26 protein-coding genes and 1 other RNA gene are annotated in these 26,996 nt (G+C 70.2%); 9 read left to right on the top strand and 18 right to left on the bottom strand.

The features are described 5' to 3' along the window. Positions 1-33 precede the first annotated feature (33 nt). Both AC1RTO_RS03885 and AC1RTO_RS03880 read left to right on the top strand, forming a co-directional pair. On the top strand, positions 34-918 hold the full coding sequence (locus AC1RTO_RS03885; protein WP_493159585.1) for an RcnB family protein: 885 nt from the start codon (positions 34-36) through the stop codon (positions 916-918). A gap of 146 nt (positions 919-1,064) precedes the next feature. Continuing rightward, a complete protein-coding gene (locus tag AC1RTO_RS03880; RefSeq protein WP_293878147.1) occupies positions 1,065-1,742 on the top strand; it encodes a prolyl hydroxylase family protein in 678 nt (225 codons plus the stop codon). A 59-nt stretch (positions 1,743-1,801) separates the two neighbouring features. On the opposite strand, the gene ffs is transcribed toward AC1RTO_RS03880, so the two are convergent. The 5 genes from ffs to AC1RTO_RS03855 form a co-directional block, all read right to left on the bottom strand. Further along, an RNA gene (gene ffs / locus AC1RTO_RS03875) (signal recognition particle sRNA small type) lies at positions 1,802-1,897 on the bottom strand. 42 nt (positions 1,898-1,939) lie between these two features. Then, positions 1,940-2,239, bottom strand: coding sequence for a hypothetical protein (locus AC1RTO_RS03870; protein ID WP_493159584.1), 300 nt, complete (start codon positions 2,237-2,239; stop codon positions 1,940-1,942). 120 nt (positions 2,240-2,359) lie between these two features. Beyond that, the gene (locus AC1RTO_RS03865) at positions 2,360-2,671 is read right to left on the bottom strand and encodes a 2Fe-2S iron-sulfur cluster-binding protein (protein ID WP_493159583.1); all 312 of its coding nucleotides are present in this window, start codon (positions 2,669-2,671) and stop codon (positions 2,360-2,362) included. Continuing rightward, the gene (locus tag AC1RTO_RS03860) at positions 2,668-3,735 is read right to left on the bottom strand and encodes a cysteine desulfurase family protein (RefSeq protein WP_493160327.1); all 1,068 of its coding nucleotides are present in this window, start codon (positions 3,733-3,735) and stop codon (positions 2,668-2,670) included. The genes AC1RTO_RS03865 and AC1RTO_RS03860 overlap by 4 nt, the downstream gene beginning before the upstream one ends. Further along, positions 3,732-4,748 (bottom strand): cysteine desulfurase family protein, encoded by a 1,017-nt coding sequence (locus AC1RTO_RS03855; protein WP_493160326.1) that lies wholly within the window; start codon positions 4,746-4,748, stop codon positions 3,732-3,734. Before AC1RTO_RS03855 ends, AC1RTO_RS03860 begins: the two co-directional genes overlap by 4 nt. 135 nt (positions 4,749-4,883) lie before the next feature. Between AC1RTO_RS03855 and AC1RTO_RS03850 the strand changes: the two genes are divergently transcribed. From AC1RTO_RS03850 to AC1RTO_RS03840, 3 genes are all read left to right on the top strand, one after another. Then, positions 4,884-5,540 (top strand): alpha/beta hydrolase, encoded by a 657-nt coding sequence (locus tag AC1RTO_RS03850; RefSeq protein ID WP_293878140.1) that lies wholly within the window; start codon positions 4,884-4,886, stop codon positions 5,538-5,540. Between the two features lie 42 nt (positions 5,541-5,582). After that, the gene (locus AC1RTO_RS03845) at positions 5,583-6,770 is read left to right on the top strand and encodes a hypothetical protein (RefSeq protein ID WP_493159582.1); all 1,188 of its coding nucleotides are present in this window, start codon (positions 5,583-5,585) and stop codon (positions 6,768-6,770) included. Positions 6,771-6,816: 46 nt separating this feature from the next. After that, positions 6,817-7,568 (top strand): IS5 family transposase gene (locus AC1RTO_RS03840; RefSeq protein ID WP_493159581.1). Its coding sequence is split into 2 segments (ribosomal slippage): positions 6,817-7,147 and positions 7,147-7,568, totalling 753 coding nucleotides; the frame shifts between segments, so codons are not numbered across the junction. A gap of 29 nt (positions 7,569-7,597) precedes the next feature. On the opposite strand, the gene AC1RTO_RS03835 is transcribed toward AC1RTO_RS03840, so the two are convergent. After that, entirely contained in the window at positions 7,598-7,777 is a 180-nt protein-coding gene (locus AC1RTO_RS03835; protein WP_293878136.1) for a hypothetical protein, read from the bottom strand. A 485-nt stretch (positions 7,778-8,262) separates the two neighbouring features. After that, a complete protein-coding gene (locus AC1RTO_RS03830; RefSeq protein ID WP_493159580.1) occupies positions 8,263-9,222 on the bottom strand; it encodes a threonine ammonia-lyase in 960 nt (319 codons plus the stop codon). 139 nt (positions 9,223-9,361) lie between these two features. On the opposite strand from AC1RTO_RS03830, the gene AC1RTO_RS03825 reads away from it, so the two are divergent. The 3 genes from AC1RTO_RS03825 to AC1RTO_RS03815 all read left to right on the top strand — a co-directional run bounded on the left by AC1RTO_RS03825 (position 9,362) and on the right by AC1RTO_RS03815 (position 12,209). Then, entirely contained in the window at positions 9,362-10,600 is a 1,239-nt protein-coding gene (locus AC1RTO_RS03825) for a type III PLP-dependent enzyme domain-containing protein (protein ID WP_493159579.1), read from the top strand. A 118-nt stretch (positions 10,601-10,718) separates the two neighbouring features. Next, positions 10,719-11,801, top strand: a complete 1,083-nt coding sequence (locus tag AC1RTO_RS03820) for a 1,9-bis(guanidino)-5-aza-nonane synthase (RefSeq protein ID WP_293878132.1) — start codon at positions 10,719-10,721, stop codon at positions 11,799-11,801. A gap of 222 nt (positions 11,802-12,023) precedes the next feature. Then, complete coding sequence (locus tag AC1RTO_RS03815; protein ID WP_493159578.1) at positions 12,024-12,209, top strand: hypothetical protein; 186 nt, start codon at positions 12,024-12,026, stop codon at positions 12,207-12,209. A 4-nt stretch (positions 12,210-12,213) separates the two neighbouring features. Here the strand turns inward: AC1RTO_RS03815 and AC1RTO_RS03810 are convergent, their stop codons facing one another. From AC1RTO_RS03810 to AC1RTO_RS03760, 11 genes are all read right to left on the bottom strand, one after another. Next, the gene (locus AC1RTO_RS03810) at positions 12,214-13,521 is read right to left on the bottom strand and encodes a methyl-accepting chemotaxis protein (RefSeq protein WP_493159577.1); all 1,308 of its coding nucleotides are present in this window, start codon (positions 13,519-13,521) and stop codon (positions 12,214-12,216) included. A gap of 73 nt (positions 13,522-13,594) precedes the next feature. Further along, positions 13,595-15,481: an XrtA/PEP-CTERM system amidotransferase gene (locus AC1RTO_RS03805; RefSeq protein ID WP_493159576.1), complete on the bottom strand. Its 1,887-nt coding sequence runs from the start codon at positions 15,479-15,481 to the stop codon at positions 13,595-13,597. Further along, positions 15,481-16,986 carry an exosortase A gene (xrtA, locus tag AC1RTO_RS03800; RefSeq protein ID WP_493159575.1) on the bottom strand — a complete coding sequence of 502 codons (1,506 nt, stop codon included), beginning with the start codon at positions 16,984-16,986 and terminating at the stop codon, positions 15,481-15,483. Before xrtA ends, AC1RTO_RS03805 begins: the two co-directional genes overlap by 1 nt. After that, the gene (locus tag AC1RTO_RS03795) at positions 16,983-18,179 is read right to left on the bottom strand and encodes a TIGR03087 family PEP-CTERM/XrtA system glycosyltransferase (protein ID WP_493159574.1); all 1,197 of its coding nucleotides are present in this window, start codon (positions 18,177-18,179) and stop codon (positions 16,983-16,985) included. Before AC1RTO_RS03795 ends, xrtA begins: the two co-directional genes overlap by 4 nt. Next, positions 18,179-19,219: a FemAB family XrtA/PEP-CTERM system-associated protein gene (locus AC1RTO_RS03790; protein WP_493159573.1), complete on the bottom strand. Its 1,041-nt coding sequence runs from the start codon at positions 19,217-19,219 to the stop codon at positions 18,179-18,181. Before AC1RTO_RS03790 ends, AC1RTO_RS03795 begins: the two co-directional genes overlap by 1 nt. Continuing rightward, a complete protein-coding gene (locus AC1RTO_RS03785; RefSeq protein ID WP_493160325.1) occupies positions 19,219-20,058 on the bottom strand; it encodes an XrtA system polysaccharide deacetylase in 840 nt (279 codons plus the stop codon). The genes AC1RTO_RS03790 and AC1RTO_RS03785 overlap by 1 nt, the downstream gene beginning before the upstream one ends. Before the next feature lies 1 nt (position 20,059). Then, positions 20,060-21,277: an ExeA family protein gene (locus AC1RTO_RS03780; RefSeq protein WP_493159572.1), complete on the bottom strand. Its 1,218-nt coding sequence runs from the start codon at positions 21,275-21,277 to the stop codon at positions 20,060-20,062. A 10-nt stretch (positions 21,278-21,287) separates the two neighbouring features. Further along, a complete protein-coding gene (locus AC1RTO_RS03775; protein WP_493159571.1) occupies positions 21,288-22,892 on the bottom strand; it encodes a hypothetical protein in 1,605 nt (534 codons plus the stop codon). Further along, a complete protein-coding gene (locus tag AC1RTO_RS03770; protein WP_493160324.1) occupies positions 22,889-23,914 on the bottom strand; it encodes an AAA family ATPase in 1,026 nt (341 codons plus the stop codon). The genes AC1RTO_RS03775 and AC1RTO_RS03770 overlap by 4 nt, the downstream gene beginning before the upstream one ends. A 17-nt stretch (positions 23,915-23,931) precedes the next feature. Further along, entirely contained in the window at positions 23,932-25,443 is a 1,512-nt protein-coding gene (locus AC1RTO_RS03765; RefSeq protein WP_493159570.1) for an XrtA system polysaccharide chain length determinant, read from the bottom strand. Positions 25,444-25,454: 11 nt separating this feature from the next. Continuing rightward, entirely contained in the window at positions 25,455-26,099 is a 645-nt protein-coding gene (locus AC1RTO_RS03760) for an XrtA/PEP-CTERM system exopolysaccharide export protein (protein ID WP_493159569.1), read from the bottom strand. A gap of 155 nt (positions 26,100-26,254) precedes the next feature. Here AC1RTO_RS03760 and AC1RTO_RS03755 point away from each other — a divergent pair, with 155 nt between their 5' ends. Beyond that, positions 26,255-26,683 (top strand): DUF4879 domain-containing protein, encoded by a 429-nt coding sequence (locus AC1RTO_RS03755; protein WP_493159568.1) that lies wholly within the window; start codon positions 26,255-26,257, stop codon positions 26,681-26,683. The last annotated feature ends 313 nt before the right edge of the window (positions 26,684-26,996 follow it).

The raw sequence follows: 26,996 nt of genomic DNA, 5'->3' as shown, positions 1-26,996 counted from the left end.
CTCGTGCGCCGGCGGATTGAGGACGGGATCGTCATGAAGAGCGTAATCAAGGCCCTGCTGGCGGCATCCATGCTGATGCCGATCGCCGCCCAGGCGCAGGAGCAGGACGGCCGCGAACGGGGCCAGGGCCGTCGCGGCGAATGGGGCCAGCGCGCGGACCGCCCGGATCGATCGGCGGAGGTCGGCGTCGACGCGCAGGTGCGCGCCGAACGGCCGCAGCGCGCCGAATTCCGCGCCGGGCGCCAGCAGCCGGCTCCCGAAGCCCGCCCCGACACGCCACGCGGCGACCGCGACGGCCGCGGCTGGAACCGCGCGGACGGCAATCGCCCCGATGGCAGCCAGCGCGACTGGAACCGCGGCAGCGACCGGCCGGAGCGTGGCGACGACCGTCGCTGGAACGGCGATCGTGGACAGGCCGGCAACGGCTGGCGCCAGCCGGACCGCAACGGGCGCGACCAGGTCCGTCCCGGCTTCCGCGAAGGCCGGCAGGACGATCGCCGTCCCGGCTACGGCCAGAACTTCGATCCGGGACGGGGCGACTGGCGCGGCAATAACGGCCGCGGCAACGACTGGAACGACGGCCGCCGCTACGACAACCGCAGCGGCGCGTGGAACCGGGGCTGGCGCAACGACAACCGGTACGACTGGAACCGCAATCGCCAGCTGAACCGCGGCGCCTATCGCCTGCCGCGCTATTACGCGCCGTCGGGCTGGGGCCAGGGCTATCGCCGCTTCTCGGTCGGCGTCTCGCTGTCCTCGATCCTGTTCAATCGCAACTATTGGATCGAGGATCCCTACACCTATCGCCTGCCCGAGGCGTACGGCCCGTATCGCTGGGTGCGCTATTACGACGACGCGCTGCTGGTCGACATCCGCACCGGACAAGTCGTCGATAGCGTCTACGGCATCTTCTACTGATCGGGCGGGAGGTCCGGCATCGGCGCCGGGCCTCCCCCTGTCATTGCGCCCCCTGTCATTGCGCCCCCTGTCATTGCGCCCCCTGTCATCGCCCCCCGGTCATCGCCCCCTTGTCATCGGCGAACCGCGGCGGCATCTCTCGCGCCATGTTCGCTCGCAAGAAAGCGCCCGCCGCCTCCCCTCTCCGCCAGCAGATCGGCGCACGGGTCGCCGCGCGGCTCGACGCCAATCCGGCGATGATCGCGGCCGGGATCGCCGGCGTGCAGGTCTATTATCATCTCGACTTCCTCGACGCGGCCCAGTGCGACACGCTGATCGCGCTGATCGACGCCAACCGGCGGCCGTCGTCGCTGCTGTCCGATCGCCAGGATCCCGATTTCCGTACCAGCGACAGCTGCGACATGAACCGCTACGCTCCCGAGGTGCAGCCGATCGACGAGGCGATCGCCGGCCTGCTCGGCATGGCGCCCGACCATGGCGAGACGATGCAGGGCCAGCGCTACGCCCCCGGCCAGCATTTCCGCGCGCATCACGATTATTTCCACGATACCGAAAGCTACTGGCAGCAGATGCAGGCCTCCGGCGGCCAGCGGACGTGGACGACGATGATCTACCTCAACGACGTCGCCGACGGCGGCGCGACCTGGTTCCCGCAGGCCGGCTTCAAGATCGCGCCGCGTCGCGGGCTGCTGCTCGCCTGGAACAACATGAACCCGGATGGCACGCCGAACGCACTGACGCTGCACGAAGGCACCGCGGTGGTAGAGGGGACGAAATATATCGTGACCAAGTGGTTCCGCGAGCGGTCGTGGCTCAAGCGGTAACGGCTTTGGTGGGGGTCAGCAGGCGCTGTGCGCCGCTGGCATCGGCTTGCCGATGCGATGCGGTGGGAGCCGGGACGACCCGCGGCGAAATCGTTGCGGCTGCTTCCTTCCGGACCTGACCGGGTTGGCGACGACCACGTCCGCCCGACTCCCGCGGGCCATATGGCGGGGTCGGGCGGCGGGATCAAGCGTTCAGATCAACGATAGACGCGGAAGCAGCGCCGCACCGGCCCGTAATAGCCGCGCTGAACCCGGCAGACGACCCGACTGCGGCCATAGCCGCGCCCGCGACCATAGCCCCGGCCGCGATCATAGCCATAATGGCGGCCGCGATCCCAGCGCCGGTCCGGCCCGCGGTTCCACCGGCGATCGTAGCCGCGATGATGGCCGCGATCGTACCCGCGTTCGTAACCGTGCCGCTGCGCCTCGGCCGGCGCGGGCGCCATGAGCGTTCCCGCGGCGAGGGCGGCGGCGCTGAACAGTGCAATCAGCTTCATGATGGATACTCCTTTCACGCGCCCGGCGGACCGGGCATGACGCACCATCGCGCCGCGGCCATGCACGGTTCCTGAATTCGCCGTTGTCGAAATGTCAGACTGACTGCCGGACCATGCCGGTCAGGCTGACGGCACCCGCACCGTCAGCCCGTCCAGCGCGGCGGTCAGCCGGATCTGGCACGCCAGCCGGCTCGTCCGCGTCGCGGCGGGGACGAGGTCGAGCAGGTCCTCCTCCTCCTCCGCCGCGGCCGGCAGCCGCGCGACATCCTCTGCCGCCACCATGACATGGCAGGTCGCGCAGGCGAGATCGCCGTCGCACGTCCCCTCCAGCGGCTGGCCGTCCGCCTGCGCGACGTCGAGCAGGCGCACGCCCGCCACGCCCGCCGCCTCGCGCACGCTGCCGTCCGCCGCCACGAAGCGCACCCGGATCACGATCGCTGCCGATCCGCCGCCGCGAGGATCGCGTCGAGTGCGGTCCGCAGCGCCTCCTCCGTCGTGCAGCGCCCGAACCCCAGCCGGATGCTCGAGCGCGCCTGCGCCTCGGTCAGGCCGATCGCGCGCAGCACGTGGCTCGACCGGCCCGATCCGCTGGCGCAGGCGGATCCCGCCGAAAAGGCGATGTCGCGGCAGTCGGACATCAGCCGCGCCACATCCAGCCCGTCCTGCCGGACGTTGAGGTTGCCGTGGTAGCGCGGCTCGACCGGCCCGTTGACCGCCCAGCCGCGCAACCGCTCGGTCGCCATCGCCCACAGCCGCCCGACATGCGCCGCATCCGCCTCGCGCCGCTCCGCCATCAGCCGCGCCGCAACGCCGAACCCCGCGCACAGCGCCGGCGACAGCGTGCCCGACCGGCCGCCCTCCTGATCACCGCCATGCAGCAACGGATCGAGCGTCACCCCGTCGCGGATCCACAGCGCGCCGATCCCCTTGGGTCCGTGGATCTTGTGTGCGGAGAGCGCGACCAGATCGACCGTGTCGGGGATCGCGACCCGGCCATAGCCCTGCACCGCGTCGCACAGGAAGAGCGCCCCCGCATCATGCGCCGCATCCGCCAGCACCGCGATCGGCTGGATCACGCCGATCTCGTTGTTGACCAGCATCGCCGCGACCAGCCCCGTCCCCGGCGCGATCGCCGCAGGCCCGGCCAGCCCGCGTGCGTCCACCGGCAGCACCGTCGCGGGGCGACCGTTCGCGGCGAGATGCCGTACCGTATCGAGCACCGCGGCATGTTCGGTCGCCAGCGTGACCAGCGGCCCGCGGCTGCCCTTGATCGCCCAGTTGAGCGCCTCGGTCGCGCCGCTCGTGAAGACCACGCGCCCGCCCGGCGGCAGCAGCGCCGCGACCTGCTCGCGCGCCACCTCCACCGTGGCCTTCGCCCCGCGCCCCGGCCGGTGCGCCGAATGCGGATTGGCATGCTGCGATTCGAGCCACGGCAGCATCGCCGCCAGCGCCTCGGGCGCGAGCGGGGTCGTCGCCTGATAGTCGAGGTAGATCATGCGGCACGCCGCGTCGTGCGCGCCATCTGCCGCCATGCCGCGACGAAGGCGTCGACCTCCGCGGCGGTCGTGGTTCGCCCGAAGCTCACCCGGATCACCTCGCGCCCCGCCGCCTCGTCCCAGCCCATCGCGGCGAGGACGTGGCTCGGCTTCATGCTGCCGCTCGAACAGGCGCTGCCCGCCGACACCGCGAAGCCCGCGCCGTCGAGCAGGATCAGCTGCGCCGCCGCCGCAGCACCGCGCAGCCGGTACGACCCGATCGCCGGATGGCGCGGGCTGTCGGCGGCGACAATCTCGCCCCCCGACCGCAAGATCGCATCGTCCAGCCGCGCGCGCAGCGCATCATGGTCCGGCTCCGGCTCGGCCAGCGCCGCGGCATAGCCGAGCACGCCCGGCAAATTCTCGGTGCCGGGCCGATAGCCCCGCTCCTGCCCGCCGCTCGGATGGAGCAGCCCCAGATCGCGGACCAGCAGCGCGCCGACGCCCGGCGGCCCGCCGCGCTTGTGCGCCGACAGCGCGACCATGTCAGCAACCGCCGCCAGTTCGTCCGACGCGGGCATCTGCGCCGCATCGACCAGCAGCATGCCGCCCGCCGCGTGCACGGCATTGGCGATCGCCGCGATCGGCTGGCGCACGCCCGTCTCGCTGTTCGCCCATTGCACGCAGACCAGCGCCGGCCCGTCCGCCAGCATCGCCGCTAGCCGGTCGAGGTCGACGATCCCATCCCCACCGGCCGGCACCACCCCCGCATCGGCGCCGGCGCGCATCACCGCATCATGCTCCACCGCGGTGATGAGCCGCCGCGGCAGCGTCGTCCGCCCCAGCGCGATGCCGAGCGATTCGCTCGCGCCGCTGGTCAGCAGCACCTCGCCCCGCCAGCCATGCGCCGCCGCGATCGCCCGCCGCGCCGCCTCCAGCGCCGCCCGCGCCGCCCGCCCCTCGGCATGCGGCGACGACGGGTTCGCCCACAGCGCCAGCCCGCGCGCGACCGCATCGCGCGCGGCGGCGGTCATCGGCGTGGTCGCGGCATGATCCAGATAGATACGATGGGGCAGGATTCGTTCCAATTGCGCAAGGGAGCGTCACGCCTATATAGCGCGCAACATTCTGCGCTCCACCAGCGCGCCCCTTCTTATGTGGCGAGGCTCATGCCCGAAGTCATTTTCCCCGGTCCCGAAGGCCGTCTCGAAGGGCGCTTCGCCCCGGCTCCCCGTCCCCGCGCGCCCGTCGCGATGATCCTCCACCCGCACCCGTCGGCGGGCGGCACGATGAACAACCGGCTGGTTCAGGAACTCTACAAGACGTTCCAGCGCCGCGGTTTCGCCACGCTGCGATTCAACTTCCGCGGCGTCGGCAAGAGCCAGGGGACGTTCGACAACGGCGTCGGCGAACTGTCCGACGCGGCGAGCGCGCTCGACTGGGTGCAGAGCTTCCACCCGGAAGCCTCGACCACCTGGATCGCCGGGGTGAGCTTCGGCGCGTGGATCGGCATGCAGCTGCTGATGCGCCGTCCGGAGATCCGCGGCTTCATCTCGGTCGCGCCGCCCGCGAACATGTACGATTTCAGCTTCCTCGCCCCCTGCCCGTCGTCGGGCATCATCATCCAGGGCGAGGCCGACGAGGTCGCAACCCCGGGCGCGACGCAAAAGCTGGTTGACAAGCTGCGCACGCAGAAGCACATCACCATCCACCACGACACGATCCCGAAGGCGAACCACTTCTTCGAGAACGAGACGCCGGAGCTGATGCGCTCGGTCGACAGCTATCTCGACATGCGGCTGGACCCGAATTCGCCGATCCGCTGATCGGGGAATGGACAGCATTGGACATATTGGTATGGTACCAATATGCTCCGTTCGATCGTATCGGCCGCTATCGGCCTGTCGGTGACCGCCGTCTCCGGTTTTGCGCCCGCCCAGCCCCGCCAGCCGGCAGACCGGCATCGGTCCGCGCCGTCCCCTACGCGAGGCCTGACCCGGGCCGGGGCGGCGCAGGCGCTGGGGCGGATCACGGCCGAACGCCGGCAGGCGATCCGCGCCGCCTATGGCCCGGCGATCGCCGCGAAGACGATCACGGTCGGCGGCAAGACGATGAAATGGGGCGACCGCACGTTCGGCACCGCCCCCGCGCAGGGTCGCAGCCTGTGGATATCGCTCCACGGCGGCGGCAACGCCCCGCCCGAGGTCAACGAGGACCAGTGGCACAACCAGATCCGTCTCTACCAGCCGGCCGAGGGCCTTTATCTCGCGCCGCGCGCGCCGACCGACACGTGGAACCTGTGGCATGAGCGTCATATCGATCCGCTGCTGCAGCGATTGATCGACGCGCAGGTCGCGATCAACGGCGTCGATCCCGATCGCGTCTATCTGATGGGCTATTCGGCGGGCGGCGACGGCGTCTGGCAGCTGGCGCCACGGATGGCGGACCGGTTCGCCGCTGCCGCGATGATGGCGGGGCATCCCGGCGACGCCTCGCTGCTGCCGCTGCGCAACCTCCCCTTCGCGATCCTGATGGGTGGTGCCGACGACGCCTATGATCGCAACCGGCTGGCGGCGGAGAAGACCGCGGACCTCGCCCGCCTCCACGCCGCCCATCCGGGCGGTTACGTCGTCCTGTCGCGCATCTACGAAGGGCTGCCCCACTGGATGAACCGGCGCGACGCCGAAGCGGTGCCGTGGATGGCGCGCTTCACCCGCGATCCGTGGCCACGCCGCATCGTCTGGGTGCAGGACGACGTCACCGCCGACCGCTTCTACTGGCTGCGCATCCCCGACGCGGCGGCGGCGAAGACCGGCGACCGCATCGACGCGACGGTCGACGGGCAGACGATCGCGCTGACCGGCGCGGTTCCGGCCGGCATGACGCTGCGCCTGTCCGACCGGCTGGTCGACCTCGACCGGCCGGTCCGCGTCACGGTCGAGGGCCGGCAGGTCTTCTCCGGCCGCGTGCCGCGCACCGCCACCGCGATCCGGGCATCGCTGACCGAACGCTTCGACCCCGCCTCCGCCGCGACGGCGACGCTCACGCTGCCCTAGGGCCTGGGGGATTCACAAAGTGTGATGGATGTGATTCACACTTTGGATGGATCGCGACGTACTGACGGACGCCCAGTGGGCGAGGATGGAGCCGCATTGTCTGGGCAAGCGGACTGACCCTGGCCGGAGTGGCAGGGACAATCGGCTGTTTGTGGAGGCGGTGCTGTGGATCGCGCGCACAGGCAGCCCGTGGCGCGATCTGCCTGAACGCTTTGGCAACTGGAGTACGGCCTTCCGGCGTTTTCGCGACTGGCGCGAAGCCGATGTTTTCCAGCGGATATTTGACGCGCTGTCGGACGAGCCGGACCTCGAATACGCCATGGTCGACGCCACCATCGTCAAGGTCCACCGTCACGGTCAGGGCGCAAAAGGGGGACTCAGAGCCAGGCCATTGGTCGCTCCAAAGGCGGCATGACGACCAAGATCCTCGCGCTGACCGATGCGCTGGGCAACCTCGTGCGCTTCCACCTGATGCCGGGACACCGTTTCGACACCGTCGGCGTTCCGCCGTTGATCGACGGGATCGCCTTCGATGGCCTGATCGCGGACAAGGCATTCGACAGCAATGCCATCATCGCCGACCTCGACGAGCGTGGAGCGGCGGTCATTATCTCGCAGCACTCACGGCGCATAGGCGCGCGCAAGATCGACGCCGCCATCTATACATGGCGCCATCTCATCGAGAACTTCTTCTGCCGGCTTAAGGAGTTCAAGCGCATCGCCATGCGTGCTTGCAAGACCGACCGCAGCTTCAAGGCCATGATCTACCTCGCCGCCGCAGTCATCAACTCACGATGAATCCCCACAGGCCCTAGGCGGGGCCCGCATCACAATTGCCAGATGACGACGTTGCCGAGCAGCACCGCCGCCATCACCAGCAGCAGCACGCCCTTCCGCCGGTCGCCACCCCGCGCGATCAGCGCCCCGCCACCGATCAGGCAGGCGAAACACCCCAGCATCGCGATGGCGGGGGCGGCATTGGCGATCGATCCGAGCGGGCCATCCATCCGGCAAGTGTGCCGTGCCCGATGCGGGATGTCGAGCGCTGCCGTTTCCGGTTTCCGAGCAGGGCCGGAGCCCGGTTGGGGAGAGATGTCGTGGCCGCGCCCGGCATCACTCAAGATCCGACATCGCAACTGGGCCCCGGCCTGCGCTCGGGAACTGTGCCATGGATCCTGTGCGACATTGCCCGGTAGCCCGCGCGCTGACGCGACCTTGCTCGCCGGCATCGCCGCCCGGTCGTGCGCAAAAGTCGACCCCTCCCACCTAGTACCCCGGCGAAGGCCGGGGCCCAGTCGGACGAACCATCATGGCGTCCCCCGGCATCAGCCAAAACCCGACATCCCAACTGGGGCCCGGCCTTCGCCGGGGAACTGACGTGAAAGTACCGTCGGACCCTACCCGGCAGCCCGCGCGCTAAAGCGACCGTCCTCGCCAGCATCGCCGTCCGGCCATGCGTCGAAGCGTCCACCCGCCGCCGAACCACGAACGCCTACCCGATTGCCCGCGCATAGGCGTCGATGTCCACGTTCCCGCCCGACAGCACGACGAGCAGCCCGCGCTCCACCGCGACCTTGCCCGCCAGCAGCGCCGCCAGCGCGACCGCGCCGCCCGGCTCGATCACCAGCCGCAGATGCTCCGCCGCCCAGCGCTGCGCCGCCGCCGTCTCCGCCTCGCTCACCGCGACGCCGGTCGCATCGCGCCGCGACAGCACGTCGAAGGTCAGTGGCGACACGCGCGTGGTCTGGAGCGCATCGCAGGCGGTCGGCGGCGGGTTCGGTCCCACCGGCTCGATCCACGACGCCTCAAGCGAGCGGCGCATGTCGTCCCAGCCCTCCGGCTCGACGACGGTGACGGCCGCATCCTTCAGCCCCAGCGCGATCCCCGCCGACAGGCCGCCGCCGCCGCAGGGCACCACCGCGCGCGCGACCGGACCCAGCCCGAGCGCCGCCATCTGCGCCTCCGCCTCGATCCCCGCACTGCCCTGCCCCTCGATGATCCACGCATCGTCGAAGCTCGGCACCAACGTCGCGCCCCGCGCCTCGGCCAACCGGCCCGCGATCGCCTCACGGCTCTCGGTCGCGCGGTCGTAGCGGACCACCTCCGCTCCCAGCGCCAGCGTCCCTTCCAGCTTCGCCTTCGGGGCGTCCGCCGGCATCACGATCGTCGCGGCGATGCCCAGCCGCTTCGCCGCCCACGCCACCCCCTGCGCGTGATTCCCTGACGAGAAGGCGACCACCCCGCGACGCCGCGCATCCTCGTCCAGCGCAGTCAGCCGATGCCATGCGCCGCGAATCTTGAACGCGCCGATCGGCTGCAGCGATTCCGCCTTGAAAGCGACCTCCATCCCCTTGAATTCCCGTACGTAAAGCGGCGTCGGCGGCAGGATCCTGGCGATTTTCTCGGCGGCGTCGCGCACCCCCGCCCGTGTCGGCTGTCGCAGAATCGTCACTTTTCGTCCTTTCGTGCGCCAAGCCACTTTACATGAACGGCCAGCGACCATAGATCGCGCCTCCGCTGCCCCATGGGACTTCCAACCGCAAGGCAGCTTTTGTCACCGTATGCCGTAAGGCAATTGGAGGTCCCTTGAATTGGCCAAGCACCATAGCGCGTTGGGGTTAGCGCCCCTCTCGACCGCCCGTTCCGCTATCATCCGCGGGGGCATCGACATCGCCAGGAGCAAACCGGTCGATCCGGTCACGCTCGTTCGTCCGCACGCCGCCGCGCGCGCGGCCCGATTCTTCGTCGAGAAGTTTCCGGGTCGCTCGATGTATGCGGTGAAGGCGAACCCCAGCCCGGACCTGCTCCGTGTGCTCTGGGACAATGGCATCACCCATTACGATACCGCCTCGATCGCCGAAGTCCGGCTGGTCAAGGCCACCCTTCCGGACGCGACCTGCTGCTTCATGCATCCGGTCAAGTCGGAGGAGGCGATCGCGGAGGCGTATTTCACGCACGACGTGAAGACCTTCTCGCTCGACAGCATGGAAGAGCTGGACAAGATCGTCGCCGCCACCCGTGGCGCGAGCGACCTGACGCTCTGCGTCCGGCTGCGCGTGTCGTCGGAATATGCCAAGCTGAGCCTCGGTTCGAAGTTCGGCGTCGGTCCGGGCGAGACGAAGGAACTGCTGATGGCGACCCGCCAGGTCGCGGATGCGCTCGGCATCTGCTTCCATGTCGGCAGCCAGACGATGTCGCCCGACGCCTATACCAACGCGATGGAGCGCGCCCGCGCGGCGATCGTCGAGGCGGCGGTGACGGTCGACGTCATCGACGTCGGCGGCGGCTTCCCCTCGGCCTATCCGGGCATGACCCCGCCGCCGCTGGAGCGTTTCTTCGAGACGATCCATCGCGCGTTCGAGAGCCTGCCGATCAGCTATTCGGCCGAATTGTGGGCCGAGCCGGGCCGGTCGCTGTGCGCCGAATATGCCTCGGTCGTGGTCCGCGTCGAGCGGCGCCGCGGTACCGAGCTGTACATCAACGACGGCGCCTATGGCACGCTGTTCGATGCGGCGCATATCGGCTGGAAGTATCCGGTGCAGCTGCTCCGCCAGCCGGACAGCGACGCACGGGACATGGACTTCGCCTTCTGGGGTCCGACCTGCGACGACCTCGACTATATGCAGGGTCCGTTCCCGCTGCCCGCGGACACGAACACCGGCGACTATTTCGAGATCGGCATGCTCGGCGCCTATGGCTCGGCGATGCGCACCGCCTTCAACGGCTTCGGCGTCAGCGAGACCGTGATCGTCAGCGACGAGCCGATGCTGTCGGTCTATATCGAGGACGACCGGCTGGACCAGCGCGCGACCAACGTCGTCAAGCTGTAACGCCTGCTCTATACCGATGATCTTCCCCCCTCCCGCGACAGTGCGGGAGGGGCGGTTTTTGGGTTTCCGCGTCCCCAACGGTGAATGACGACGGGTTCTGGATAGCCAAGGGCGAACCATGACCGACACCCTGACCAAGACCGCCGGCGCCAACGCGCCGATCAACGACAATCGCAAGGCCGAACTGCTGTCGAAGCAGGTCAAGCATATCGACATCAAGAGCTTCGACGCGCGCCCGATCGTCGATGCGATGGCGGACATGAGCTTTACCAGCCGCGACCTCGGCCGCGCGACCAACATCTACAATCAGATGCTCGCCGATAAGGACTGCTCGATCTTCCTCGTCATCGCGGGCTCGACCTCGGCCGGCGGCTGCATGGACCTCTATGCCGAGCTGGTGCGCAACAACATGGTCGACGGCATCGTCGCGACCGGCGCGACCATCGTCGACATGGATTTCTTCGAGGGCCTCGGCCACAAGCATTATCAGGCGCTCGAGATCCCCGACGACGACACGCTGCGCTCGCTCTACATCGACCGCATCTACGATACGTATATCGACGAGGAAGCGCTCCAGAACGTCGACCACACGATCTTCGAGATCGCCGAGAGCCTGGAACCGCGCGCCTATTCCAGCCGCGCTTTCATCCGCGAGATGGGCAAGTATCTGGTCGAGCACGGCAAGAAGGACAACAGCCTCGTCAAGCTCGCCTACGAGCATGACGTGCCGATCTTCTGCCCGGCGTTCGTCGACAGCTCGGCCGGCTTCGGCCTCGTCAAGCATCAGGTCGATGCGGCCAAGGAAGGCCGCCCGTATCTGATGATCGACGCGGTCGCCGACTTCCGCGAGCTGACCGAGATCAAGATCGCCGCCGGCACCACCGGCCTGCTGATGATCGGCGGCGGCGTGCCGAAGAACTTCATCCAGGACACCGTCGTCTGCGCCGAGATCCTCGGCCATGACGACGTCCAGGTGCACAAATATGCGGTGCAGATCACCGTCGCCGACGTGCGCGACGGCGCCTGCTCGTCCTCGACGCTGCAGGAAGCGGCGAGCTGGGGCAAGGTCAACACGGGCATCGAACAGATGGTCTTCGCGGAGGCCGGCTCGGTGATGCCGCTGTTGGCGTCCGACGCCTATCACCGCGGCCTGTGGAAGGACCGCCCGGTCCACCGCTGGGGCACGCTGTTCGACAAGTAACACCAAGGGACGGGGCGGAGACGATACTCCGCCCCGTCGTTATCGTCTGCACGGTTTCCACCGACATGCATGGCGATCCTGCCGCCGATCTATGTCGCGTGGGCATGCGACATTCGCTGGTACAGGCGGCGGTGAACGGGGTAGAACCCGGCCCATGTCGTATCTCGCCCCCATAGTCGCGCTCGCCGCCCCGACGCCCCTCGCCACCATGGCGGCGTTCTGATGGCCAGGGGAGAAGGCTTCGAGCGTCACCGCCAGGCCTGGACGCAGGACGAGATCCAGAAACTCCATACGCTCGCCAAGAAGGGCATGGCGCTGAAGGCGATCGCCAAGGCGCTGACCCGCAGCGAGGAATCGACCAAGGACCGCGCCAAGGCCGACGGCCTGTCGATCGCCAAGCTGCGCTGACCGATCAGACGCTGCCGGCCAGGGCCACGAACGCCTGCGCCCGCGTCCGGAGCCGCGCGGTCGTGTCGGCGAGCACGCGCGACACCTCCGCCAGTGCCGTGGCATCCGCGCCCAGCGCCGCCGACTGACCGCTGATCGCCGCGGCCCGAACGCCGATGTCGCCGCCGGCGTCGACCGAGTGTTCGACGTTCATCGCGATCTGCCGCGTCGCGTCGCTCTGCCGGGCCAGAGCGCCCTCGATCGAGATGCCGGTGTCGGAGATCGTCGCCATCGCCGCGTCGAGCACGTGATGCCCGCCGACGACCTCCCCGAGCAGATGATGCATCTCCGCGACCCGCGTCGCGACGTCCTTGGCCGCCGCGCTGGTCTGGTTCGCTAGCATCTTGACCTCGTTCGCCACCACCGCAAAGCCGCGCCCGACGTCGCCCGCGCGGGCGGCTTCGATGCTGGCGTTAAGGGCAAGCAGGTTGGTTCTGGCGGCGATGGCCTGGATCAGGCCGAGCATGTCGTCGACCGCGGTGGCGCTGGCGACGAGGGCGGCGACGCGTTCGCCCGCCACCTGCATCGCCCCGCGCGCATGGCGGCGGACGCCATCGGCCGACGCGGTATCCCCGGCGATGCCGTCGAGCGTCGCCGCCAGCGAGCGGCCGAGCCCGGCGATCGTGTCGAGCGCGCCGACCATCTGCCCCGTCGCCCCCGCGACCGAGGCGGCATCTTCGCGCGAGGCGCCCGCGCGCTCGACCAGCAGCGCCGCCATCGACCCGATCCGGCCGGCGGCGTCGGCCAGTTCGCCGGCCAGCACCGCGACATCGGCGGTAAAGGCCTGCCCCGCCGCGTCGATCCGTGCCGCCCGCGCCTCGCGCTCCGCCGCCATCTGCGTCTGCCGCTCCGCCGCCAGTCGTTCGAATGCCATGGCATCCATGACCGAATGGAAACTGTCGCCCTGCGTCAGCACCAGCCCCTCGCTGCGCGCACGCAGATAGGCCGCCAGCAGCGCGTCGATCGACAGCCCGACGTCGGCGGTGCCGCACGGCCGTATCACCCCGTCCAGCGAGCCGCCGATGGTGGGGTTCTGCATCAGGGCGTGGCCGTAAGGGTTGAACAGAATGCTGCGGACGTCGCTTTCGCGGATGACGCCGACCGGGCGCCGTGCCTCGTCGACGATCGCGAGCAGGCGCAGGTCCGGCGAACCGCGGAACAGGTCGATCGCCGCCGCCAGCGTCGCATTGCGCGGCAGGCAACGGCCGTCGCCCTGTGGCCGCGCCGCGAGCGATACGGAGCCGTCCCGCAGCAGGTCGAGATCGAAGAACATGCCCACCAGCTAGGCCGCGGCTGGTAAACCCCGGGTTAGGGTTTGGTGACACCGGGATGACAGCGGCGGTTTTTCACCCGAACAGCCGCTTCGCGCTGCGATCCAGCATCAGCAACTGCCACAGCGTCCGGCCGTGATCGGCGCGGCCGGCGCGGTGATCCTCCGCCAGCCGCGCCACCGTCGCCATGTCGAGCCAGCCGCTGTCGACCAGGGTCCGCGACCGCGCCAGCCCCGCCGCCTCCGCCGCGAGCGGGCCGCGGAACCACGCACTGATCGGCGTCACGAACCCCATCTTGGGGCGGTAGAGGATATCCCGGGGCAGATGGCGTTCGAGGCTGCGCTTCATCAGCCATTTGCCCGTACCGCGGTGCAGCCGCATGCCGGCCGGCAGCGTCGCGCAGAATTCGATCAGCCGGTGGTCGAGCAGCGGCTCGCGCGCCTCCAGCCCCACCGCCATGCTGGTGCGATCGACCTTGGTCAGAATGTCGCCGGGCAGCCAGATCCGGATGTCGGCATATTGCGCGCGGTCGAGCGCATCGCGCGCCGGCGCCGCCCGCATCGCCGCGACATAGCGATCCTCGGCGCGATGACCCTGCAGCGCCGCCCGCGCCTCCGCGCTCAGCAGTCGCGACCGCAGCTCCGGCGTCGTCACCCCGACCGCGCGCGCATAGGCCTCGTCGCCATCGGTGCCGAGCGCGAGCAGCGTCGCCTTGGCGCGCAGCGGGCGCGGTGCCCAGTCGGCCTTGGGATAATAATGTCCGAGCGTTCCGAACGCCGCGCTCCGCCATCCGGCGGGCAACAGCCCGCGCACGCGCTCTTCCGCCGCCTGGAAGCGGTAGCGGCGATAGCCGGCGAGCGCCTCGTCCGCGCCGTCGCCCGACAGCGCCACGGTGACGCTCTGCCGCGCCAGCGCCGCGACCTGATAGGTGGCGAGCGCGCTGCCGTCGGCGAAGGGTTCGTCGAAATGGTGCACCAGCGTATCGATCAGGCCGAAATCGTCGGGCCGCACCACCTGCGCATGGTGATCGGTGGCGAAGCGCTGCGCCACCGCGGCGGCATAGGCGCGTTCGTCATGTCCCGCCTCGTCGAAGCCGATCGTGCAGGTGCTGACCGCCGCCTTGCTCGCCTCCGCCATCAGCGCGACGACCGCGGAGCTGTCGACGCCGCCCGACAGGAAGGCGCCGAGCGGCACGTCGGCGACCATGCGGCTGCGTACGCCGTCGCGCATCCGCGCCAGCAGTTCCTCGCCCAGCACCTTCGCCGATCCCGTCGCCCGGTTGGCGAAGCTGACGTCCCACCAGCGCTTCGGCCGCGGCACGCCCTGCCAGCGCTGCACCGACAGGAACGTCCCCGCCGGCAGCTTCTTCACGCCGGCGACGAGGCAGGCATCGTCGGGGACATAGCCATAAGCGAGGAAATCCTCGACCGCGGTGACGTCCGGCACGCGGCGCAGCAGCGGGTGCGCGAGCAGCCCCTTCAGTTCGGACGCGAAGGCGAGACTGCCGTCGGACAGCTCGACATAATGGAGCGGCTTCACCCCCATCCGGTCGCGGGCGAGGAACAGCGTTCCCGTCTCCGCATCGTGGAGCGCAAAGGCGAACATGCCGTTGAGCCGGTCGAGCATCGCCGGCCCCCAGGCGCGCCAGCCGTGCAGCAACACCTCGGTATCGCCGGCGGTGACGAAATGCGCGCCCTTCAGCTCCAGCTCGGCGCGCAGTTCGGCGAAATTGTAGATCTCGCCGTTATATGTGACGGTCAGCGCGCCCGCCTGCATCGGCTGCGGCGATCCGGCGAGGTCGATGATCGACAGCCGGCGATGGCCGAGCCCGACGCCCGGCGCGGTCCAGATGCCGTCGCCGTCGGGGCCGCGATGCGCCTGTACTGCGATCATCGCCGCGATGCGGGCGGGATCGACCGGCTTGGGCGTCCCGGGATGGAAGATGCCGGCGATGCCGCACATCAGCGCGGTGCCGCGAGATGGTCGCCCAATACGGGAACAGGCCCGAGCGCCGCCGCCAGCGCGGCGATATCGGCGCGCGCGTCGCGGCCCGGCACTACCTCCGCGGACAGATGCACCGCGACCGCGCGTTGCGGACCGCCGAGCAGCTTCGCCTTCATCGTCTCGATCTTCACCACGCGTTCGTCCGCCGTTATCCTGTCGCCGACGACGTACCATGTCGCGACGATGCGCTCCACCGATCGTCCGGCGCCGCCGGGGGCGGTCATCCGCAATGCCGCGCCACCGGCGATCGGCGCGTCGTCGGCGATGCGGACCCAGCGATCCTCCTCGCGGATCACACCGGTACCGAACGCGCCGATCTTGTGGCCCTCGCCCTGGCTGCCGAACAGCGCGATGGCGAGGTCGACCGCAGCGCCGTCGCGGGCGTAGCGGCCGAACAGGACATGGTCGGCGCCGGGATAATAAGGCTGCCACGGCGCGGCGCGGCTGAGCGGCACGCGGGTCCAGCCGGCGACCGGCGGCAGGTCGATGTGTGCCGGCAGCGGGGCCGCGCGGTGCGCGATCGCACTGCTCCACAGCGGCCAGACGCCCGCGGTCGCGACCGTCAGCAGCGTCGCCAGCGGCAGCGCGACGATACCGCGCCCGACCGCAGGCAGCCGCGCCGGATCGAACGCCGGCGCATCGGGCGCGCGATCGAACCAGCGCCAGCCGATGCCCAGCACCGCCGCCATCACGAGGCCGAAGAACACCCAGCCGTAGACGATATGGTCGAACCCCGTCGCCGCCTCGACGCTGGTCAGCTCGGCTGCATAGATGGTCCCGAACGCGCGCAGGCCGTTGGCGAGCACGGGCACGACGATCGCCGCGACCATGAACCCGGCGCGCCGTCGCCACGACACGAAGCAGACGTTGGCGACGAGCACGCCGAAGGCGAGCATCGCGATCACGAACTTGGCGCCCGAGCAGGCCTCCGCCACCTCGAACCAATAGCGGCCGGCGTGGATCAGCACGCCGTTGGAGGTGGCGGGCACACCGGCCAGATGCAGCAGCGGCATGACGATCCGCACCGTCACCGCCTGCAACGGCGGCTCCAGTTCCTCGCCGAACGGGACGAGGAATAGCGCATAGCCGAGCGGGAAGAGCAACCCGCGCGCTACCTGCGGCCCGAGCAGCGTGACGACGGCGCCCTGCAGCATCACCACCAGCCCGAACTGTCGCACGAAGCTGACCGAACCGGCATCGCCCATCAGCCAGCCGAGCCCCCCCAGCGCGACCAGCGCCAGCCCCGGCCACCAGCCGACCGGGGTCAGCGCGGCGAGTTCGCGGCGGCGCTGCCACACCAGCCAGGCGATCACCGGGCCGATGAACAGGCAATGGCCGAAGGTGGTGCTGGTCCACCAGATCGACAGCAGATGCGCGACGTCGTCGCGGAGCAGCAGCAGGATCGCCGCGGCGGCGAGCGCCAGCGCGACGCCATGCCGCCGCCACGCCCGCGCCGCGGTCAAGCGGAAAGCCCCAGCAGCGCGTCGAGCGGCGCGAGCCGCGCATCCCAGTCGTAGCGGGCGAGGACGCGGGCGCGGGCGCGGGCGCCGAGCGCGGCGGCGGCGACCGGATCGGCGAGCAGCGTCAGGATCTGCGCGGCGTGATCGGCGGCGGTGTCGGCGACGCACAGGGTGCCGGCGTGGTCGATCCCCTCCGCGGCGGCGACGGATGCGACCACCGGCCGGGCCATCGCCATCGCCTCCAGCACCTTGTTCTGGATACCCCGCGCGAGCTGGAGCGGTGCGACGCAGACATCGGCCGCGGCGAGCCAGGGGCGGACGTCGGCGACCGCACCGGTGACGATGACGCCATCGCCGGCGAGCGCCTGCACCGCCGCCGTCGGCGCGCGGCCGACGATCGCGAAACGGAGCGTGGGATGGATGGCGCGCAGATCCGGCAGCACGGTCGCGGCGAACCACGTCACCGCCTCGATATTCGGCCGGTAATCCATCTGGCCGGTGAAGACGACGAGGGGTCCCGCGCCCCTGCCCGTCGCCCCCGGCACGTCCGGGGGGTCGTTCGGCACGCGCGCAGCGACGGCGGCGGGATCGAACGCGGCGGCGTCGATGCCGTTTTCCACTGCCGCGATCCGACCGGTCGCACCGCCGGCCCGGAACAGCGCGGCCTCGGCCTCGCTGACGAAGACGCTAGCAACCACGTCGGCCGCGACGCGGCGTTCGAACGCGCCGAGCAGCCGCGCCTCGCGCCGCATCATCCAGCGCATCGGCGGCGTGCCGCTGTCGGCGAAGCCGGCGAACTTGGCCGAATCCACGTCGACGAAATCCATCACCGCCGGCACGCCCGCGGGCAGATACTGCGCCATCTGACCCGAGAAACAATAGACCGCATCGGCGCGGACCCGCGCCACCGCCGCGCGCATCGCCGCTGATCCGAAGGCGGTCAGCGACACCGGCAGGCCGCGCGCCAATGCCTCCAGCGCCGCGACCGGCTGCGCCTTGCGGCGCGGCACGATCGCCACGCTGGCTAGTCGTGCGGCGAGATCGGGCGGCACGGCGACGTCCGCCGCGCTCTCGCCGAACGCGACCAGATGCACCCGCGCGCGGCGGCAGAGATGGTGCAGCACGTGATAGCTGCGGATCCGGTCGCCGCGATCGGGCGGAAAGGGCGCGCGATGGGCGAGGAACAGCAGGTCCATCACCCCAGCCCGCGCGATATCCACGGCCCCAGGATGTTGGCGACCGGCAGCGGCAGGCGCTGCCACGTCCGCACCATCAGCGCAAATTTCGGATTGAGCGGATTGACCTCACGCAACGCGCCCGCGCTGCGCGTCGCATAGCTGCGCGGCACCGGCGTGAAGCCCCAGTTCTTCTTGAACGCCGCCGCGCCGGTGCCGGTCTTCGACCGTCCGAAGTCGAAGCGCGCGCAGCCCCGCCCGCGCGCATGGTTCATCAGCGCGAAATACATCCGGTCGTTGGCGCGCAACGCCCGCGCCGCCGCGGTGCCGCCGCCCCAATAGGGGAAGACCGTCCCCTGGAAATACAGGCTGAGGACGCTCGCCACCGCCCGGCCCTGATGGCGTACGGTGAGGACGTCGGCGTCCATCGCGGCCGCGACGCTGCGGAACAGCGCCGCCGGGAAGACTGGCGTGCCGAGATTGCGCACCGATTCGGCATAGACGCGATGATGTTCGGCGAGCAGCGGTTCGCCGCCGGTCACCACCTCCAGGTCGAGGCCGAGCGAGCGCCGCACCTCGGCGCGCTGCTTGCGCGGGATGGCGAGCAACTCGCCCTCCTCGGTCGCAGCGAGATCGCGCGCGAAGCCGAGGTAGGCGGTGTCGTCCGTCTCCCATCCCGCCGGTGCCGGTCCGCCGCGCAGCTCGACGCCGGGGCAGCCGATCCGCTGCGCCAGTTCCCATGCGCCCGATCCCAGCGCATCCGCGCCCTCGCCGAGCACGCCGCCGTCGACGCCGAAACCGGTCGATACCAGCGCCTTGCCGAACAAAGGCGATCGCATCTCGGTCAGCGGCAGGACGCCGGCGATACCGCCGTCGGCGCGTTCGGCGACCAGATAGCGGGCGCGCTGGCCGCAGCCGCGCTCGACCGCGCGACTCCATGCGGTGAGGTGGAAGGGCGTCGCGCCCGCCGTGCCGCGGACGAAGGCGTCGATCGCACCGCAGTCGCCGATGTCGGACAGCTGCGCCTCGCGCACGCCGAGCGGCATCGCCAGCAGCGGCATCACGACAGCAAAGCCGCTTCGCGCGCGACGACGGCATCGACCCGCCCCCAGTCGTGCCGCGCGATCAGGCCGCGCAGCTTGCCCGCCATCGCGCCGAGCCGGGCATAATGCCGCACCTTGGACCGCAGCGGCGCGTCGGCGACGCGCGGCTGGCCGGGGTCGACCTCCCACGGGTGGAAATAGAAGATGCCGCCATGCCCCTCGCCGTTGACCTGCCGCACCGCGAAATCGGTGAGCGCGGCGGGGAGCAGGCGGAAGAAGCCGCCACCGGTCGCCAGATGCTTCGCACCAAGCTTCGCCACCGTCACCGGCAGTTCGATCAACGCGGAATCCTTGAGCGGGCGGAAGGCGTAGCGCGGCGCGTCGGGCCAGCCGTAATGGTCGTGGCGCACCGGCGCGACGCTGGACGAATAGGCGTAGCCCGCCTCCGCCAGCACGTCGAACGCCCAGAGGTTGCGCGTGTCGATCGAGAAGCTCGGCGCGCGATAGCCGGTGACCGCCTGCCCGCCCGCATCCTCCAGCGCTGCGCGGGCGCGGGCGAGGTCGCCGCGGAAGGCGGCGGCATCCATCGTGAAGACGCGCTGATGATCCCAGCCGTGGCTCGCCACCTCATGGCCCGCGTCGGCGATGCGGCGCACCAGCCGCGGATGGCGCTGAGCGACCCAGCCGAGCGTGAAGAAGGTCGCCTTCACCCCGCTTTCGGCGAACAGGTCGAGCACCGCGGCGGTGTTGGCCTCGACGCGGCTCGCGTGCGAATCCCAGTCGGATCGGGCGATGACGCGTTCGAACGCACCGACCTGAAACCATTCCTCGACATCGACCGACAGGCCGTTGAGCATGCTAAGCTGCATGGTCCCACGCGGCCGGAGGGCGGATCGGGACGTGGTCCTCGATCATGTCGGCGACGCCGGCGACCATGGCGGAGGCGGCGGCGGCGACCTCGCCGCGATCCGCCTCGACCCAGTCGACCAGCAGGGTCAGCACGCGGCGCAACGCCGCCTCCTGCTCGGCGATCCGCGCTTCCAGCGCGGCGATGCGATCCTCGGTCACCGCGGGATCGACGGCCGTGGGGGCGTCGTCGGCGGCGGGTTCAGGTTCGGGTTCGGGCTCGGCGATCGGATCAAGCCATTGCACCGTGCGCGGGACGAAGCGGCGCACCGTGGTGTCCTCGACTTCGGGCTCGGGCTCGGGCTCGGGCTCTGGTTGGGGCGCCGGAGCCGGCGGCGCATCCACCGCCAGCATCGGCAGGTCGGCATGCAGGTCGCGCAGCACGCTGCGGACGACGCGGCCGTCGATGATCTCCAGCCCCTCGATCGCCGCCTGCAGCATCACCCGCCCGGCGAGCTGGTTGAGCCGCCGCGGCACGCCGCCCGACCCCTGGTACAGCGCCTCGAACGCGTCGTCGACGAAGTCGGGGCGCCCCTGCCAGCCGACCACCGACAGGCGGTGCGCGATGTAATCGGGGACCTCGTGCGGCTCCATCGCCTCGAGATGGTGGATTGCGATGACGCGCTGGCGTAGCTGTTCAAGTCGTTCGGAGCCGTGAAGCCGTTCGCGGAATTCGGGCTGGCCGAGCAGCAGGATCTGGAGCAGCGCATGGCCGCCTGCCTGGAAGTTGGACAGCATGCGCAGCTCTTCGAGCGCGTCGACCGGCAGCGCCTGCGCCTCGTCGACGATCAGCAGCGTGCGCCGCCCCGACCGCGCCACCGCGTGCAGGCCGCGTTCGATCGCGGTGAGCAATTGCGCCTTGGCGAGGCCCGCCGGATCGACGCCGAGCCCGGTCGCGACGATGCGCAGCAGGTCGTCGGCGGGGATCGCGGTCGACACGATGGTGATGACGTTGAGCGCGGCGGGATCGAGCAGCGCGATCAGATGCCCGACCAACGTCGTCTTGCCCGCACCGATATCGCCGGTGACGACGACGAAGCCCTCGCCCTGCGCGAGGCCGTAGCCGAGATAGGCCATCGCCTTGCGATGCGTCGCGGTTTCATACCAGAAGCGCGCGTCCGGCGTCAGCTGGAACGGGCGGCCCGTCAGTCCGAAATGCTCGTCGTACATCCTGTCGTCCCTAGAACGAGTAGCGCGCGGCGAGCAAAGCCTGCGCCGACCATGTGGTATCCACGTCACCGGTATCGAACGCGTAAACGCCTGCGCTCGCCGTGGTGGTCAGGCGGCCGAAGCTGTGCCCGTAGCTCGCGGTGCCGCCGTACGACCAGACGCCGAACGACTGCGCGACGCCCGATTCGTAATAGTTGACGAACAGGTTGGCGTCGACGCTCGACACCGGCGTCAGCGTCCGGTTGAAGAACAATTGCCCGTAATAGCTCTCGTCCTCGATCCCGTAGAGCGTCACGCCCGGCACGTCGTCGCGGTTGAACAGCTTGCGGTTGGCATAGCCGACGCCGCCGCCATAGACCGACCGCCCGCGCGTCACCGACAGCACCGCATCCGCGCCGCGCGCGCGATAGCTGGCGGTCGAGATCGACTGGAACACGTCGTTGAGGCAGCCGCCCGGGGTCGCCCCGCTGGTCGAGAAGACGCAGCCGTTGAACTGCTGGGTGAAGGCGTCGCGGGTCGCGATGAAGCTGGTCGGCAGGTTCGACAGGCCGGTGCGCAGCTGCCGCCCGAAGGTCGTCACGCTGTCGTAGACGTCGGCGGCGAGGCCGACATGCTCCGACGCCCGATAGGTCAGCAGGCCGGTGTAGCTGGTCGAGCCGTAGCGCCGGCCGACATGCGCCTCCGCCGAGGTGCGGCGGTTGGGCCGCCAGATGACGCCGGCATCGTAATAGACGCCGTCGGTGCGATAGGCGATCCGCCGCGGCGACGCCTCGTCGGTGACGAAGCGGCCGTCGCGATCGACCACGGGAGCGCCGGCGGCATCGGTCAGCGCGGCGCGGCCGCTCGTCTCGATCCGTTCGTAACCGACGCCGCCGGTCAGCGCGACATAGGGCGACACCGGGGCGAGCACGTCGCCGCGCACGCGCCAGCCCTCGTACCGTCCGTCGAGCTGCCCCGCATCCTCGCGCTCCCAGCCGCCGCTCGCGGTCAGGCCGACCGGCAGGATCTGCCCCGGCTGCACGCCGAGGCTCAGCCCCGCCGCCTGCCCGAACGAATCGTCATAATAGTCCAGCCGCGGCTGCCCCGCCGGCACCGCGACGAAGCTGGGACTCTCGACCTTGGTATAGCCCGCTTGATAGCTTGCCGCGACCGCGACCGGGCCGGCATGGGTGGCGTAGCTCGGCCCGCCATAGACGGCATAGACCTGGCTGATGTTGTCGACGTTGCCGACCAGCACGCCCGGTGCCGCGCCGCGGATGTCCGAACGGGTGCGCGTCGCGATGCCGCCCGCCTCCAGCGTCAGACCGCGCGCGACCTGTGCCGAGACGCGCGCCAGCCCGGTGTGGATGTCGTCGTCGCCGATATCGTCGTCCCACGATATCCGCCGTTCGTAGCGATAGGACAGCTGCCCGGTCACCCGCGCGGTGCTGGCGGCGACGTCGATCCCCGCCGCGATGGTCGAATAGGTCAGCACGTCGCCGCTGTTGAGATCGGCGTCGAGCACCTGCCCGACCTCGATATAGGGCGTCACTTGTACGCGGCGGCTCTGCGCCTGCGCCCCGGTGGCGGCGACCAGCGCGCCGAGCGCGACGCCGATGGCAAGAAGCCCCCTCACTTGACCGACTCCTGGCCGTAATAGGTGCCGTAGCGATGCCCCCCCGGCACGAACGACACGGCGTTGAGCACCAGCGCGATCTCGTCGCAGCCGTCCAGCCGCTGCACCGCCTCGCGCAATTCGCTTTCGGGCGTGCGATCGGCGCGCACGACCAGCATCACCTGCCCGACCAGCATCGCCAGCACCGCCGCGGGCGACGCCGCCAGCGCGGGCGGCGAATCGAAGATGACGATGCGGCGCGGATTGGCCTCCAGCAGCCGCGCCAGCACCGTGCGGGTGCGTGCGGAGGCGAGCAATTCGGTGTCGGTCGCGGTCTTGGTCCCGGCCGGCAGGATCGACAGGCCGCCGACATCGGTGCGGATCACCAGCGACTCGACGTCGATCCTGCCATCCGCCAGCGCATCGAGCAGCCCGGGCTGTTCCGCCATGCCGAGTTGCGCCAGCACGTCGGGCTTGGCGAAATCGGCATCGACCAGCAGCACCTCGGTATCCCGCTCCGCCGCCAGCGACAGCGCGAGATTGACAGCGCAGAAGGTCTTGCCGTCGCCCGGCCGCGCCGAACAGACCAGCGCGGTGCGCGCCTTGTCCGCCTGCCCCGGTCCGCCGGACGCCTGCGCGACCCGCTCCCGCGTGATGAGCAGCTGCCGCTTGATGAGGCGGAATTCCTCGGCGAGCGGCCCGACCGGCGCACCCGGCACGATCATCCCCGCTTCGGCCAGCATGCCGCGGTCGATCCCGGCGATGTCGCTCAATTCGGGCGTGTCATAGAAGGAATCGGGCAGTTCCTGCCCCACCGGCGCGCGCAGCTCCGCCGGAATGGCGAGGAAGGTCGGGTCCATCTCCGGCGCGTCGGGCCGGTCGATCGGCGCGACCGGCTCGACGACCGCGCGCTGCTCGCGAAGCTCGGGCAGATCCGGCACCGGCGCGTGGCGCGGCGTACGGGCGCCCAGCTGCGCCCCGAAATCATAGGTCTTCGCCGCACGCTCGAGCAGCGAATCGCGACGGATCGGCTTGTGCATCATCTCGTCCTTCCCCGCGCTCACGCCGCCATGCCGCGCTGGAGCACTTCGACGCCCAGCAGCAGCACATAGGCGGCGGCGAGGCCCGCGACCCCGCCGAGGAACAGCTTCAGCCGCTTCGCGCGCTGATCAGCCTGGATGCGGGTCACCACCTCGCCGATCGAGCCGATCACCGGCATGCCCGTCGCCTTTTCCAGCCGCGGGCCGGTCGCGAAGGTCGCGCGCAGCTGCCCCAGCGCAAAGGCCGCGCCGACGCCCGCGCCCAGCCCGACGATCAGCACGCCGGTCAGCAACAGCATCCGGTTGGGCGCGGTCGGCGCGCGCGGCATCGTCGGCGGGTCGATGACGGAGAATTTGACGTTGTCGGTCTGCGTCTGCGCCTGACCGCGCAGCGCGATCTGCTGGCGCTGGGTGAGCAGCTGGTCGTACTGGTCCTTCAGCACCTGATAGTCGCGATCGATCTGGCCCTGCTCCGCTGCGACCTCGGGATCGCCCGACAATTTGGCATTGAGCTGGTCGAGGTCGCCCTGCAGCTGCGCCTTGCGCATGCGCAGCGCGGCGACCGCCGACTGCTTGTCGGCGAGCATGGACTGCAGCGAGAGGTACAGCGGGTTGGGTGTACCGGCCGTGCCGCCGCCCATCGGCTCGCCCTTCGCCGCAGCCTGCGCGGCGGCGAGCTGGCGCTTCAACGCGACGACGTCGGGATGCTGGTCGGTATAGCCGCGCGCGCGCGCATCGGCGAGCTGGCCCTGGATCGCGTTCAGCGCCGCGCGCGCCGGCCCGGCGGCGACGCCGCCCATGCCCGGCACCGTCTGCGGCGTGCCCGCCATCTGCCCCTGCACCGCGGCGAGGCTGGACTGCGCCGCGGCGAGATCGCCGTCGACCTGCGCCATCTGGCTGCGCGACGCCCCCATCCGGTCGCTCACCGAGCCGGTGCCGGGCAGCGAGCCGAGATAGCGGGTCTGGAAATCCGACCGCTTGGCGTCGGCATCGGCAAGCTGCTTCTGCAACTGGTCGAGCTGCTTGTTGAGGAAATCGAGGCTCTGCGTCGTCTGGCTGCGGTCGCGGCCCAGATTCTGTTCGACGAAGATGTCGATCAGCTTCTGCGTGATCGCCCGCGCCAGCTTCGGCGAGGCGGCCGTGGTGGTGATCTGGAACAGATTGTCCTGCTGGCTGTCGATCTTGATCGCGGAGGCGAGGCCGGCGACGCGGTCGGCGACGTCGCGGTCGCTCGACACGGTCTGCGCCAGGTCGGTGCCGCGCACGACCTTTTCGAGGTTCACCGCGCTGATCAGCGTCTGGCGGATCGTGTCGACGTCCTTCTGCTGCGTCTGCGCGGGGGCATCCATCGACGCGGGCAGGATCGACTGCATCTGGACGAAGACGCGGGCGCGCGATTCGTAGCGGCTCGGCATCTGGCTGACGACGAACCAGCCGGCGACGCACACGCCCCAGGCGACGGCGAGCGCCAGCCAGCGCCGCGTCCAGATCGCATGCAGCGCGAGGCGCGCTTCGTCGTAGAGGCCGTTCATCCGCGGCTGCCTCAGAACATCGATTCGGGGATGATGATGACGTCGCCCGGCTGCAAACCGACGTTGGCGCTCGAATCGCCCTTCTTCAGCAGGTCGGCGATCTGGAGCTTGTATTCGTGCTGTTCGCCGGTGTCGCGGTCGTGCCGGACCAGCTTCGCCTTGTTGCCCGCGGCATATTGGTTGAGGCCGCCGACCGCGATCATCGCATCGAGCAGCGTCATGTTGGCGCGATACGGGATCGACGCCGGCTTTTCGGTCGCGCCGATGATCCGCACCTGCTGGCTGTAGGTGCCCGAGAAATTCTCGACGATGACCGAGACGATCGGGTCCTTCACATATTGGCCCAGCGCCTGTTTCATGTCGGCGGCGAGCATCGACGGCGTCTTGCCGACCGCGGGCATGTCGTTGATGAGCGGCGTGGTGATGCGGCCGTCGGGGCGCACCTGGATCTTCGCAGACAGTTCCGGGTTGCGCCAGACGAAGATGTTGAGCTGGTCGAGCGGGCCGATCACATATTCCTCGCCCGGCTGTTCCTTGCTCGCGACATAGGAGGCGGGCGGCAGTGCGGGGCGGCCGCTGCTGCCCGCACAGCCGGACAGCACCGACGCCGCGGCGCCGACGGCAAGCAGGACACGGACGGAAACACCGGAACGCATTGAGTCTTCTCCTGGCCGCCCGGCGCGCCTGAACGCGGCACGGGCTTCCAGCGCGCTATGCGGCGGGAGAGGTGAAGATAGCGTTAGGAACGCCTGGTCACCACGACCCGCCGGGGGCCCCTTCCCCCCTCGGCACAAGGCGTTAGGATCGGCGGATGACCCGTATCCTGCCGCTCGCCCTGACGATCCTCGCCGCACCCGCCGCGGGCCAGTCCGCGCCGCCGCTGACCGAATTGCAGATCGTCGCGGTCACCTCGGCCAGCCAGGCGGAGCGGATCGCGCCCGGCCAGAGCGCCACTGCGCGGCGCCACAGCGGCCCGGTGACGCTGGTCGTGCGCGGCAAGGGCATCGGCCGCGCGCGCATGCTGCGGCTGAACGGCGCACCGGCCGCGCCGCAATCGACGACCCGCGCCCTGTGCGGCGCGGCGGTGACCGCGGGCGCGTGCCGGCCGGGCGAGGTCACGACGGGGGTCGAGACCACCTACCACCTCGGCGCGCTGCCGCCTGGCACGATCGTGACGGTGCAGGACATGTCGGCGAACCTGCCGGCCCAGACGCTGACCGCGGAGATCACGATCGACTGAGGCGGGGCGCCGCGATGAAAGGATGATGTCCGCGCGGAGGCGCGGAGGACGCGGAGGTATCGCGCCGGGCGGCGTGGTCCTGTCATCGCCATCGTTGAGGGAGACATGTTCGGTGCCGCGCGCGCACCACCTCTGCGGCCTCTGCGCGAACCCTGTCTGTCGATACTGCTTAGGGCCGATCGACATTCAGAAGATGACGTGCCGAAAACGGTGGTTTCGCGTGACCCGGAGCGCAGCGTACTAACGGTACGTGAGCACCGGAAGCGCGCAAAACCGCCGTTTGCAGGCCGTCAGGGCTGAATGTCGATTGGCC

The organism is Sphingomonas sp. GW821-FHT10F09 (genome assembly GCF_058809195.1).
Note: the sequence above shows the minus strand (reverse complement) of the source record. Positions and strands in the feature narration are given on the sequence as shown.